Annotated in this window: 13 protein-coding genes; 4 read left to right on the top strand and 9 right to left on the bottom strand. The window is 70.1% G+C overall.

Features of this window, described 5'->3' with window-relative positions; all coding sequences use genetic code 11:
- Nucleotides 1-62: 62 nt before the first annotated feature.
- The 5 genes from ACXAID_RS24050 to ACXAID_RS24030 all read right to left on the bottom strand — a co-directional run bounded on the left by ACXAID_RS24050 (nucleotide 63) and on the right by ACXAID_RS24030 (nucleotide 4,525).
- The gene (locus ACXAID_RS24050) at nucleotides 63-815 is read right to left on the bottom strand and encodes a cobalt-precorrin-6A reductase (RefSeq protein WP_475024696.1); all 753 of its coding nucleotides are present in this window, start codon (nucleotides 813-815) and stop codon (nucleotides 63-65) included.
- Entirely contained in the window at nucleotides 812-2,287 is a 1,476-nt protein-coding gene (locus ACXAID_RS24045; protein WP_475024695.1) for a cobyric acid synthase, read from the bottom strand. The genes ACXAID_RS24050 and ACXAID_RS24045 overlap by 4 nt, the downstream gene beginning before the upstream one ends.
- On the bottom strand, nucleotides 2,287-3,051 hold the full coding sequence (gene cobF, locus ACXAID_RS24040) for a precorrin-6A synthase (deacetylating) (RefSeq protein ID WP_475024694.1): 765 nt from the start codon (nucleotides 3,049-3,051) through the stop codon (nucleotides 2,287-2,289). The genes ACXAID_RS24045 and cobF overlap by 1 nt, the downstream gene beginning before the upstream one ends.
- Before the next feature lie 23 nt (nucleotides 3,052-3,074).
- Nucleotides 3,075-3,953, bottom strand: coding sequence for a LysR family transcriptional regulator ArgP (locus tag ACXAID_RS24035; RefSeq protein WP_475024693.1), 879 nt, complete (start codon nucleotides 3,951-3,953; stop codon nucleotides 3,075-3,077).
- Nucleotides 3,954-4,045: 92 nt separating this feature from the next.
- The gene (locus ACXAID_RS24030) at nucleotides 4,046-4,525 is read right to left on the bottom strand and encodes an SDR family NAD(P)-dependent oxidoreductase (protein ID WP_475024692.1); all 480 of its coding nucleotides are present in this window, start codon (nucleotides 4,523-4,525) and stop codon (nucleotides 4,046-4,048) included.
- 100 nt (nucleotides 4,526-4,625) lie between these two features.
- Between ACXAID_RS24030 and ACXAID_RS24025 the strand changes: the two genes are divergently transcribed.
- Both ACXAID_RS24025 and ACXAID_RS24020 read left to right on the top strand, forming a co-directional pair.
- Nucleotides 4,626-5,192, top strand: coding sequence for a TetR/AcrR family transcriptional regulator (locus tag ACXAID_RS24025; RefSeq protein ID WP_475024691.1), 567 nt, complete (start codon nucleotides 4,626-4,628; stop codon nucleotides 5,190-5,192).
- Between the two features lie 23 nt (nucleotides 5,193-5,215).
- A complete protein-coding gene (locus ACXAID_RS24020; RefSeq protein WP_475024690.1) occupies nucleotides 5,216-5,782 on the top strand; it encodes a TetR family transcriptional regulator in 567 nt (188 codons plus the stop codon).
- Between the two features lie 20 nt (nucleotides 5,783-5,802).
- Here the strand turns inward: ACXAID_RS24020 and ACXAID_RS24015 are convergent, their stop codons facing one another.
- The 4 genes from ACXAID_RS24015 to ACXAID_RS24000 form a co-directional block, all read right to left on the bottom strand.
- Complete coding sequence (locus ACXAID_RS24015; RefSeq protein ID WP_475024689.1) at nucleotides 5,803-8,109, bottom strand: glycoside hydrolase family 3 C-terminal domain-containing protein; 2,307 nt, start codon at nucleotides 8,107-8,109, stop codon at nucleotides 5,803-5,805.
- Nucleotides 8,110-8,140: 31 nt separating this feature from the next.
- Nucleotides 8,141-8,881 (bottom strand): cutinase family protein, encoded by a 741-nt coding sequence (locus ACXAID_RS24010; RefSeq protein WP_475024688.1) that lies wholly within the window; start codon nucleotides 8,879-8,881, stop codon nucleotides 8,141-8,143.
- 123 nt (nucleotides 8,882-9,004) lie between these two features.
- Nucleotides 9,005-10,030, bottom strand: a complete 1,026-nt coding sequence (locus ACXAID_RS24005; RefSeq protein WP_475024687.1) for an NAD-dependent epimerase/dehydratase family protein — start codon at nucleotides 10,028-10,030, stop codon at nucleotides 9,005-9,007.
- 53 nt (nucleotides 10,031-10,083) lie between these two features.
- Nucleotides 10,084-10,884: a DUF5718 family protein gene (locus ACXAID_RS24000; protein ID WP_475024686.1), complete on the bottom strand. Its 801-nt coding sequence runs from the start codon at nucleotides 10,882-10,884 to the stop codon at nucleotides 10,084-10,086.
- A gap of 89 nt (nucleotides 10,885-10,973) precedes the next feature.
- Between ACXAID_RS24000 and ACXAID_RS23995 the strand changes: the two genes are divergently transcribed.
- The gene (locus ACXAID_RS23995; RefSeq protein ID WP_475024685.1) at nucleotides 10,974-11,219 is read left to right on the top strand and encodes a hypothetical protein; all 246 of its coding nucleotides are present in this window, start codon (nucleotides 10,974-10,976) and stop codon (nucleotides 11,217-11,219) included.
- A 171-nt stretch (nucleotides 11,220-11,390) separates the two neighbouring features.
- On the top strand, nucleotides 11,391-11,653 hold a 263-nt coding region (locus ACXAID_RS23990), incomplete at its 3' end, for a LysE/ArgO family amino acid transporter (protein WP_475024697.1).

Here is an 11,653-nt window from a genome sequence, read left to right as displayed (position 1 = left end):
GGCCAGCAGCGCCTCGGCGTGCCGGGATTTGCCGGACCGGGCGCCCCCGGTGACCAGGATCCTCATCGGGGCGACCTCGGCAGTGCACGCACCCAGGCCGCGGCGTCGGCGATGTCGTGCACCGTCGGCACCTGCGGGGAGCGGGCCGGCCGGCGGACGATGACCACGGGCACGCCCAGTTGTTCGGCGGCGACCATCTTGGGCCAGGTGTACTCGCCGCCCGAATCCTTGGTGATCAGGACGTCGGCCTGATGCTCGGCTAGCAGCGTCAGTTCGCCGGGCAGTGCGTAGGGGCCGCGGCTGGTGATCAGCGCCCACCGTTCGGGCAATGGTTCGTCGGGCGCCTGCACGACGCGAGCCAGCACCGCGTGGTCGCGCAGGTCGGCGACGAAGCGCGCGAGTTCCTGGCGGCCGACGGTCAGCAGCGGACGGCGGCCCAGCCGGGCCGCCGTTTCGGCGGCCTGCTCGTGGGAGTCGACCCAGTGCCAGGAGTCGCGTGCGCGGTCCGACCAGCCGGGACGTTCCAGCCGCAACAGCGGCCGCCGGGTCTCGCCGGTGGTGCAGGCGGCGACGGCGTTGGCCGAGATGTTCTTGGCGAACGGGTGGGTGGCGTCCACGATGGCGTCGAATTCCGCTGCTGCCGAACGTAACCCGTCGACGCCGCCGAAGCCCCCGATGCGCACGTCGCCGACCGGGAGCCGGGGGTCGGCGACCCGGCCGGCCAGCGACGTCGTCACCTCGACACCGTCTCCGGTCAGCACCGCGGCCAGCGATCTGGCCTCTGCGGTGCCGCCGAGCAGCAGGATCCGGGTCACGGCGCTCCCGGCGGCAGGAACGGCAGATCGGCCGGTGCTCCGCGGCGGATGAGGTCGAGCAGCGCATCGACGTCGAGGTGCGCCTCGACCAGGTCGCCGAGCAGGTCGAGGCGGCGTTCGCGGGCCCGCGGGAACGAAGCCCCGGAGGCCGCCATGCCCAGCGCCGCACGCAGGAACACCCCACGCAACGCGTCCCCTTCGAAGGCGCCGTGCCACATCGTGCCGAACACCGTGTCGGTGCGCGCGCCGCCGAGGAACTCCTCGACGCCGGCGGCGCGGGTGATGCGGCCGTGGTGGATCTCGTAGCCGGCCGCCGGCGTCTGCGACCACTGCCCTTCGGGCAGCCGAAGTGTCTTGTCGGCGACGAAATCGGTCTCGACGTCGAGCAATCCGAGGCCGGCGGCCTCGGCCACGGTTCCCTCGACTCCGGCGGGGTCACGGATCACACGGCCCAGCATCTGGAAGCCCCCGCAGATACCCAGCACAGGCTTGCCGGCAGCGGCGTGATCGGCGATCGCGCGGTCCAGGCCGCGCTGCCGCAGCCAGGCCAGGTCGGCGATCGTCGATCTGGTGCCGGGCAGCACCACGAGGTCGGCGTCGGCGAGTGCGCCGGGGTGCGAGGCGAACACGACGTCGAGCTCGGGTTCCAGGCCCAGCGCGTCGACGTCGGTGAAGTTGCTGATCCGGGGCAGCCGCACGACGGCCACCCGCCGCGCTCCCGACCGGGGCGAACGGCGGCCCTGCAGATCCAGGGCGTCCTCGGAGTCCAGCCAGACGTCGGGCTGCCAGGGCAGGGTGCCGTAGACGCGGCGACCGGTCAGCCGTTCCAGATCGCGCAGACCGGGCGACAGCAGCGCGAGGTCGCCGCGGAACTTGTTCACCACGAAGCCCGCGATCAGCGCCTGGTCTGCCGGCGACAGCAACGCCACGGTCCCCAGGAAGGCGGCGAACACCCCGCCGCGGTCGATGTCGCCGACCACCACCGTGGGCAGCGCGGCGTGGCGGGCAAGTCCGAGATTGACGTAATCGCCTGCCCGCAAGTTGATTTCGGTGGGGCTGCCGGCGCCCTCGGCGATCACCACGTCGTAGCGGGAGGCCAGATCGTCGAACGCGGCGTGCGCCGCAGCGGCCAGCGCCCGGCGTCCCTCGAGCCAGTCCGAGGAGGCCACCTCCCCCCAGGGCCGCCCCATCAGCACGACGTGGCTGCGCTGGTCACTGCCCGGTTTGAGCAGGACCGGGTTCATCGCCGCCTCGGGCACCGCCCGTGCGGCGACGGCCTGCACCCATTGGGCGCGACCGATTTCCACTCCGGTGCCGCCGGGGCCGAGGCACACCATGGAGTTGTTCGACATGTTCTGCGCCTTGTAGGGCGCCACCTTGACCCCGCGCCGGGCCAGGGCCCTGCACAGCCCGGTGGTGACCGCGGATTTCCCCACGTCGCTGGTGGTGCCGGCGACGAGCAGACCGGCCATCAGGTCTTCCTCACCAGGAACACGTCCATCACCCAGCCGTCAGCGTCCGCGGCCGCGTGGCGGGCGGCGGCGACGGTGGGCAGGACGTCGCCGACGCGGCCGCTGACCAGTTGCTCGCCGGGTGCCCCGAGGTTGGCGCCCCACCACAGGGTCCAGTCGGCCAGCCCGGTGAAGTCCAGGCGGTCCGGCGACGGGTTGAGCATCGCCAGGATGTTGTCCTGACCCGCCGCCACCGCGTCCTGCAGCCGGCGGCCGGTCGTGACGTGCACCGGGCGGCCGACCTCGTGCAGCACGATCCGGTGCCGGGCGGCGAGCAGTTGCGGTGCGCTGATCCCGGGCATCACCTCGTAGTCGACGGCCACGCCGAGCTCGCCGATCTTGTCGAGGATCCTGATCGTCGAGTCGTACAGCGACGGATCGCCCCAGACCAGGAACGCGGCCGTCCCCGCGCGGCGCGCGAGCAGGTCCGCGTACTGGGCCGCGCGTGCATCGTGCCAGTCCGCCACTGCGCTCTGGTAGCCGTCGGCCGACAGCCCGGCGGAACGGTCGCGAGCCGGGTCGGGCACGGCGACGACCTCGGCCGGACCGTCGGGCCCGGGGTAGGCCGACACGATCCGGCGGCGCAGCGCGAGCAGCTGGTCGTCGGCGGCCTTCTCGGCCGCGAGCACGTAGTCCACCGAGCGCAGCGCCCGGGCGACTTCGGCGGTGACGTGCTGGGGACCCATTCCCACGCCGAGCACCAGCACCCTGACCGTGGCATCCACCCGGGCAATTCTGCCTGGCGTGCTCATCGGGTCCGCCGCAACCCCGCCGCGGCGCCGGTGACCGCCTCGGTGACCTCGGCGATCGTGGTCGAGTCCAGCTTCCAGCACTGCCAGTACAGCGGGACGTCGAGATGCTGGTCGGTGATCGGTGCGAACGATCCGTCGATCAGCTGCTGGGGGTACATTCCCCAGCCCAACCCGGCCTTCACGGCGGCCCCGAAGCCCTCGGCGGTGGGGATGTAGTGGATGGGGCGCTGGATCGTCCGGCGGAACACTTTGCGCAGCAGTTGATCCTGCAGGGCGTCGTCGCGGTTCCAGGCCAGCGACGGCGCGGATGCGGCCGCGTCGGCGGTGAATCCTGCCGGCAGGTGCCGCTCGACGTAGTCGCGGGATGCCACCGGCAGGTAGCGCATCACCCCCAGCCCCTGCACCCGGCACCCGGCGACCGGGACGCGCTCGGTGGTCACCGCCCCCATCACCACCCCCTCGCGCAGCAGCCGGGCCGAATGGTCCTGATCCTCGATGCGCACGTCGAAGAGCACGTCGGGCAACAGCTCGAACACCTCGGTGAACCAGGTCGCCATCGAGTCGGCGTTGACGGCCAGCGCGACCCGGGGCCGCCCGGGTGGGCCGCCAAGCATCTCGGCCAGCGCCTCGGATTCCAGCAGTGTCAGCTGGGCGGCCAGCCGCAGCAACGGCAGCCCGGCCGTGGTTGCCACACAGGGTTTCTCCCGCAGCACGACGACCTGGCCGACGTGCTGCTCGAGCGCTTTGATGCGCTGGCTGATGGCTGAGGGGGTCACGTGCAGCTGTTCTGCGGCGGCGTCGAAGCTGCCGAACTCGACCACCGCGGCGAGCGCTCGCAGCTGTCCGGCGTCAAGATGCTCGGCCACATCAGCCATGTTAACCGGAAGAGAATCTCATCAGCTGCGCTAATGAGATGGGGATGGTGCACCGGACGTCGCCACCCTGGCCGCGGCGGCACCGGATCGCCCTACAGCGCAAACGAAAAGCCACCGTTGACCGGGATCGTCTGCCCGGTGATCCACGACCCGTACTCACTGGCCAGCAGCACCGCCATGCCTGCCGCGTCGTCAGGGGTCCCGGGGCGGCGCAGCACGTAGCTCTGCAGTATCGCCTTGGCCTGCGGGGAGTCCGGCTCGGCCCAGAGCGGTTCGGTCATCGGTGTGCGCATGGTGCCCAACGCGATGTTGTTCGCGGCGATCCCGTGCCGGCCGTTCTCCAGCGCGATCGACCTCGTCAGCCCCGCCGCGCCGGCCTTCGCGGCGGCATACGCCGCGGAGTTCGGATCTCCGATCCGTCCCCCATCGGAGACGATGGTGATGATCCGGCCCCATCGGTTGTCGATCATCGCGGGCAACACCGCGCGGATGCAGTGCAGGACGCCGTAGAGGTTCACCCGCAGGAACCGGGGGGGACTCCCTTCTGCAGCCGCCCTCGGTGCTGCCGGCATTTGTTCTTGCTATTCGTAAAGTAATATCTTGCCGGTCGTAAAGTACAGCAATTCTTGGTCGGCAGAGGGCTTCGGAACAAGCTCGTGGACCGGAGGTGAGATGACCACGGATTCGATCGGCGCCGCCGGCTGGCCGGCGACCACCCGACGGCGATTGCTGGACGCGGCACTGGGTCTGTTCGGTCAGTACGGCTTCGCCGGGACATCGCTGCAGATGATCGCCGACGAACTGGGGCTGACCAAGGCCGCGATCTACTACCACTTCCGCACCCGCGAACAGCTCCTGCTCGCATTGATGGCCCCGATCCTGGCCGAGGTCGGCGCGGCGGTCGATCGGGCCGAGGCCACCCGCGGCACCAAAGCCCGCGCCGAGGCGATGCTGACCGGCTACGCCGCCGTCGTCGCCGCCAACCGGGCTCTCGCGGGCATCACGATCTTCGACCCGAGCGTGCGCGCGGTGCTGCGCAATCAACCCGACTGGTCGACGGTGATCGACCGCCAACTGGCCCTGTTGACCGCGACCCAGCCGACTCCCGGCGGATCGATCAGCGCCGCGGTCGTGCTGACCGGCCTTGCCGGCGCGGCCTCGACGGCGCCGCACAACCTCGACGACGAAACCCTCGGCCGCGAACTCATCGAGGTGGGGCGTCGCACGCTGGGATTGTGAGACCTGTTGGCTACCGTAGCCATATGGCTACAAAATCGGCGGGGAAAGCGACCCCGGCACCGTTCGGAAAAGACGAGGTCGCCGCGGCGGTCCTGGCGGCCGCCTCCGACCTCTTCGCCGAGAAAGGGCCGGCGGCGACCTCGATCCGCGAGGTCGCCACTCGTTCGAAAGTCAATCACGGCCTGGTGTTTCGGCATTTCGGCACCAAGGACAATCTCGTCGGCGCGGTACTCGACCACCTGGCCGGGCAGGTCACCGCGCTGATCACGGCGAAGGCGCCGGGTGCCGAGGTCGAGCAGGCACTGACCAGACACGCCCGGGTCATGGCCCGCGCGATTCTGGACGGCTATTCCGTCGGGGAACTGCAGTCGAGCTTTCCGAACCTGGCCCTGCTACTGGACAGAATCCAGCCGAACTTCGATGAGGACCTCGACGCACGCCTGGCCGCCGCCAACATCAGTGCGCTGCAACTCGGGTGGTATCTGTTCCGCCCGTTCCTGCAACGCGCGCTGGAACTCGACGAGGTGGACGACGAGACGCTGCGCGGGTCGATCAGCGCGTCCGTCGCCGCGATCGCGGAGCGTCGCTGACCGCCACGAACGATCGATGGTCAGCCGCCCGACCCGGGGCCGCCGGGGTTCGGGTCGTTGGCCGAGGCCAGCAGTTCGTCGATCATCGCCGGGTCGACGGCCGCGCCGGTGGCCGCGGCCAGCATGCCGACCTTGCCGATCGGGAAGGAGTCCAGCATCCGGGCCAGGTCGACGCCGTCGGGCATGAGCGCATCCGCGCCACCGGCACCGGACATCTGCTCGGCCAGCTGCGCTGCCACGACGGGGCCGGCGACGGGGTGGGCCAGCACCTCGGCCAGCGACGACATCCGGGTCAGCGGCACCTCGAGGTGATCACCGTCGACCTCGACCTGCACCGACGTCCGGATGTCGCGGCTCGATGCGCCCACGTCGACCGTGTAGCTCCCCGCTTCGACGATCCACGAGTCGCCCCGGACATCCCAGTAGGCCAGGTCTTTGCGGCGTACCGTCAGGCGCACGTGCCCGGTCTGGCCAGTGTCGAGCCACAGCGTGGCGAAGGACTTGAGCTCGCGCGGCGGCCGGGACACCACGCTGCCCGGCAGGGCGGTGTACACCTGGACGACCTCGTGGCCCGGCCTCGTTCCGGTGTTGGTCACCGACACCCGAACCTCGATGTCGCCGTCGCCGGTGAGCATCGCCGAGGCTTTGCCGTATTCGAATGTGGTGTAGGACATTCCGTGACCGAAGGGGAACGCGACGTCGAGTTGACGTGCGTCGTACCAGCGGTACCCGACGAACAGCCCCTCGCCGTAGCGCACGTGGCCGAACTCGCCGGGGTGGTCAAGATAGGCCGGGGTGTCGGCGAGTCGCAGCGGAATCGTCTCGGTGAGTTTGGCCGACGGGTTCACCTCGCCGAACAGCATGTCGGCGATGGCGCGTCCGCCGCCCTGACCGAGCAGCCAGGACTCGACGAGGGCCGGGACCTCCGCCGCGAACGGCAGCGCCACCACGCCCCCGTTCGACAACACGACGACAGTGCGCGGGTTGGCCGCGACCACCTCACCGAGCAGCTCCAACTGCGTTGCGGGGAGGTCGATGTCGTCGCGGTCGTAGCCCTCGGATTCGTAGCGCGCCGGCAGTCCGAGGAACACGACGGCGACGTCGGCGCCCGCCGCGGCGTGCACGGCCTCGGCCCGCAGCTGCGCGGACTCGTCCTCGGGTACATCGGCCGCGATGCGGTAGCCCGGCGAGAAGGACACCTCGCCGGTTGCCAGCGACCGCATCTCGTCGATCGGGATGTCCAAGCGGGTCGGATTGATGACCGACGAACCGGCACCCTGGTAGCGCGGCTCGCCGGCCAACGCGCCGACCACGGCGATACGCGCCTGCTTCGGCAACGGAAGCACCGCGTCGTCGTTCTTGAGCAGCACGATGGACCGGCCCGCGGCCTCGCGCGCCAGCTCATGGTGAGCGTCGGCGTCGAATGCAGTTGCGACCGGGCGACGGTCGGATCGCGACCGGTCGACGAGCCGCAGCACTCGGTGCGCCGCCCGGTCGAGGATCTGCGGGTCCAGCACCCCGGTGTGCACGGCATCGAGAATCTGCCCGTCGGATGTGCCACCCGAGCCCGGCATCTCCAGGTCCAGCCCCGCGACCAGCGCCGCGACCCGCTCGTTGACCGCACCCCAGTCCGAGACGACGAGCCCGTCGAACCCCCATTCGTCACGCAGCACGGTGGTCAGCAGCCACCGGTTCTCCGCCGCGTGGATGCCGTTGATGCGGTTGTAGGAGCACATGATCGTCCACGGGTCGGCCTGCTCGACGACGTGCTGGAAGCCGCGCAGGTAGATCTCGCGCAGCGGACGGGGGTCGACGTCGGCACTGACCCGCATCCGGTCGTGCTCCTGGTTGTTGACCGCGAAGTGCTTGGGCGAGGCACCGACGCCCTGGGACTGAATGCCGGTGACGAGGGCCGCCGCGAGCACTCCGGAGACGACCGGGTCCTCGGAGAGGTACTCGAAATTGCGCCCGCACAACGGCGAACGCTTGATGTTCAGCCCTGGACCGAGAACGACCGCGACGTCCTCGGCGGCGGCCTCGGCCCCCAGGGCGGCGCCCACGCGTTCGGCGAGGCCGACGTCCCAGGCCGAACCGAGCGCGACCGCCGGCGGGAAGCAGGTGGCGGGCACGCTGTCACCGATACCCAGATGGTCCGCCCCGGCGCGCTGCTTGCGCAGGCCGTGCGGGCCGTCGGTGAGCATGACCGCGGGAATGCCCACCCGTTCAACGGGTTCGGTGAACCAGAAGTTGCGGCCGCTGGTCAGCGCCACCTTCTCCGCCAGTGTCAGTTCGGTGAGCGCGGCGTCGTCGGCGCGATGGGTGGTCACGTGTCCATGGTGCACGCTGTGTGGACGCGCGTCAGCCGAGGCCACCTGACGCGTTGATGACCGGTGCGCCCGCCGGGCCGGCGCCGATCCTGGCTGCGACGAAGTCGGCGGCCTGCTCGGCCAGCCCCGCTTCCACGTAGCGGCTGTGCGCGCCGCGGTCGTCGCCGTTCGAGCAGACCGGGTCGGCGCCGTTGCACAGGTCGAGGGTCTTGGCGCCGTAGAGCGGGCTGATCGCGCTCAGCGGCTGACCGATCCGCTCCGACGGGTTGCCGAACACCGCCACCGCGGAGACGTGCTCGGCGACGGCGGCGGGCATCGGCTGGCCGAAACCGAATGTCGAGGCCGGATCCGCGGTGATCAGGTCCACCACAGCGGCGCCCTGTGAGTAGCCGCCCAGCACGATGTCGGTGGCCGGGCAGGTCGCCGACACCGCCTGGACGTGTGCGCTCGCGTCGCCTGCGCCCAACGGTGCGGACTGCAGGAAGTCGTACGACGCCGGATAGTTCACGGCGTACACACCCACGGTGCGGCCACCGAGGTTGTCCTGGAGCGCGTCGACGAACGCCTGGCCGACGCGACCGGTGCCGGCTGGTTCTGCGGTTCCGCGGGCGAACACCACCTCGACATCGGGACACGATGAGGGGGCGGCCTGCGCGGTGGCACCCCCGGTGCCGATGAGGCCGGCCGCCAGCGCGCCTCCCACCCCGGCCATGGCCAGCAGGCGGCGCACCGTCACGACGTTGAACTGGGCGCTCGGTCGACACTCGGGCATCGGGCCTCCTCGATCACGTAGCCACCCCTTCGGCAGCACCTGATGAAAGGCCGGGATTCATCGAGAAATTCCGGGTCCGAATCAGCGGACGGCGAAAAAGCGGTCATCCCCCAGGTCGGGGCGTCACACCGACGCGGCTCTGCTCACGTAGTTCTCCGCGGCCCGTGCGATGAAGTGCTCCGTGGGCTGCGGCTGCCAGCCCAGTTCGCGGGTGGCCTTGGCGTGGCTGGCCGGCGAGGTGTGCGCGAGCAGAAAGGCGCCCTGCTTGCTCAGCGGCATGTCACGGCCCAGCATCGCGGCGGCGGAGTCGCCCACCCGGCCGACGCCGTGCACCACCGACATCGGGATGCCCAGGCGCGGCGGCCGCGCGCCGACCGCCTCGGCTGCGGTGGTGACCAGATCCTGATGCGTCATGAACCGGTCCGAGATGATGTACCGCTGGCCGACCCGGCCGCGGCGGCTGGCCAGCAGCATGGCGTCGGCGGCGTCGTCGATGCCGACGACCTCGGAGCCGATCCCGCGGATGTAGAAGGGCATCCTGCCGAGCGCGGCCATCTGCACGAAGATCCCCTGGCGAGGCTGCCAGTCCGGCGGGCCGTACGGGTTGGACACGTTGGCCACGACGGCCGGCAACCCGCGCTCGGCCGCGTAGGAGAGGACGAGTTCTTCTGCGGCGCGGCGTGATTCGATGTAGCCACCGGCCCGGTCAGCCCAGTTGAACGGTGTGTCCTCATCGACGCTGGCGCCGTTGTGACCCACCGCGATCGTGCCGATCGTGCTCAGGAAGACGAACCGCTGCAGGCCGGCTCCGACCGCGGCGTCGAGGACCTTGCGAAGCCCTTCGACGTTGGTCGCGAACAGCGGCCCGGGGTCGCGCAACTCGGCCCGGGTGTCGACGATGCAGTAGTAGACGACATCGCGGTCGGCCATCGCGGCCGCCACGGTCTCGGGATCGAAGGGGTCGCCGTAGCGCCGGTCGACGTCATAGCCTTCGATTCCCTTGGTCGAGCTGGTTTTTCGCAGCAGCACACGGACGTCCGCGCCGCCCTTGACGAGCTGGCGGGTCACACATGCACCGACATTGCCGCTGGCGCCCAGGACCAGGGCGCGCTGTCCGGTTACCGAACCGTCGTTGTTCTCGTTGCTCATGTCGACGGTCATCCTAACCGAAACGGATACCGTGAAGCCGACGGTTCGGTCGGTCAGGACACGAGTTGGTTCAGTTCGGAGTACCCGTCACCGGCGGTGTCGTAGACCCGCACCACCGCCTGGTCGCCGGGTTTGAGGAACGTCGACTCGCCCAGCGCGGTGTAGCGGGTGGCGCCGATCCCGATCAGCACCTTCGACGGATGCCCGCTGGCCACCATCAACGCTCCGACGTCCTCCAGCGGGGTGTCGGCGGATCCCTTCTGATTCGCCAACCGCTCGACGATCCAGTCGAGCAGCACCTCGCCGTAGTACGAGTAGCCGATCAGCGGGCTGTCGACGCCGTACTCGTGCTCCTCGCCGTCGCTGCGCAGGTAGCAGACCAGCCGCAGGGTTGCGGTGGGGCCGTCGGGGGTGAGGTCGCTGATGTCGAAGAACGAGCCGGCCACCCCTTTGGAGGCCGGTCCCCAGTTCTTCTTGTAGCTGATCTTGGGCGCGCCGGGCCGTCTGATCGAGCAGTCGTTGAACGCCCCCAGCGCGAACGGTTGCAGCGTGACCACGGTGTCGCCGTCCCACACGACGTGGCAGGCCAGCCCGACCTCGGGTTCGATCTGCAGGTTCAGCGGGCCGTCGGTCTGATCGGGCAGCACGATGGCGTCGTTGGACAGCGGGAACTCGCTCAGGAATGAGTCCACCCCCGGCGCGTACCAGGGGAAGATGCCCTTGGGGGCGACGCCCTCGGAGGCGACGTTGACGAAGTCGACGGCCTCACCCGCCTGCTCCAGGTGCCCGGCGAAGTTCCCCGCCACGCCGAATCCGAACCAGTCGCGCATCTCGTCCAGTGCGATGTCGATCACGGTTGAGCACGTTACGCCGAGTGCTCCGCGGCCCCCGGCCAAGGTCCGCGCTCTGCGGGATACCGGACAATCCTCCTAGACTCGATTTCATGGCCGAGGAGTTCCAGATCGTCGAGGTCACCATCGACGACGTCCGGGCCGGGGACGCACTCGCGGTCACCGACGAGGACGACCCGCGCGCCGCCGCCTTCCACGTGGCGAGCACCGAGGTCGTCCAGCCGATGGGTGCCGGCGAATACCACCGGGTCGCGCTCACCTCCACCCAGGTGGACCAGCAGGGCAACCCGCTGGTGCTGGAGTATCCGCCCGGGACCGTGGTGCGCAAGATCGTCTAGCCGAATCCGGCGTGCCGACAACGCTGTTCGGTCACCCGGCCCGGCGTCCTCTCACATCAGTATCACTAATGCACAGTAAGAAATATTAGCTGTACTGTTTGACCGGCCATCCCTAGCGTTTCCGGTGTGAACGCCGCCCACCTCGTCGTGCTCAGTGGATTCGCCACCACGATGGCCCTCATCGCGGCGATCGGCGCCCAGAACGCCTTCGTGCTGCGGCAGGGCATCCGCGGCGAGCACGTGCTGCCGGTGGTAGCCCTGTGCACCGTCTCCGATCTGGTGCTGATCTTCGCCGGAATCGCCGGGTTCGGCGCGCTGATCGCCGCCCACCCCGACGTGGTGCTCGTCGCCCGCTACGGCGGTGCGGCCTTCCTCATCGGCTACGGCCTGCTGGCGGCCCGGCGGGCCTTCGCGCCGGGGGCTCTCACCCATGT

It is taken from the genome of Mycobacterium sp. ABE4_509, assembly GCF_056160785.1.
Note: the sequence above shows the minus strand (reverse complement) of the source record. Positions and strands in the feature narration are given on the sequence as shown.

What these genes read in the sequence shown, in the direction of transcription:
- ACXAID_RS23995 (WP_475024685.1), top strand. Translation starts at nt 10,974, where the DNA reads ATGGCCGAGGAGTTCCAGATCGTCGAGGTCACCATCGACGACGTCCGG.
- ACXAID_RS24020 (WP_475024690.1), top strand. Translation starts at nt 5,216, where the DNA reads ATGGCTACAAAATCGGCGGGGAAAGCGACCCCGGCACCGTTCGGAAAA.
- ACXAID_RS24045 (WP_475024695.1), bottom strand. Translation starts at nt 2,287, where the DNA reads ATGGCCGGTCTGCTCGTCGCCGGCACCACCAGCGACGTGGGGAAATCC.
- ACXAID_RS24025 (WP_475024691.1), top strand. Translation starts at nt 4,626, where the DNA reads ATGACCACGGATTCGATCGGCGCCGCCGGCTGGCCGGCGACCACCCGA.
- ACXAID_RS24005 (WP_475024687.1), bottom strand. Translation starts at nt 10,030, where the DNA reads ATGAGCAACGAGAACAACGACGGTTCGGTAACCGGACAGCGCGCCCTG.
- ACXAID_RS24035 (WP_475024693.1), bottom strand. Translation starts at nt 3,953, where the DNA reads ATGGCTGATGTGGCCGAGCATCTTGACGCCGGACAGCTGCGAGCGCTC.
- ACXAID_RS24030 (WP_475024692.1), bottom strand. Translation starts at nt 4,525, where the DNA reads ATGCCGGCAGCACCGAGGGCGGCTGCAGAAGGGAGTCCCCCCCGGTTC.
- ACXAID_RS24010 (WP_475024688.1), bottom strand. Translation starts at nt 8,881, where the DNA reads ATGCCCGAGTGTCGACCGAGCGCCCAGTTCAACGTCGTGACGGTGCGC.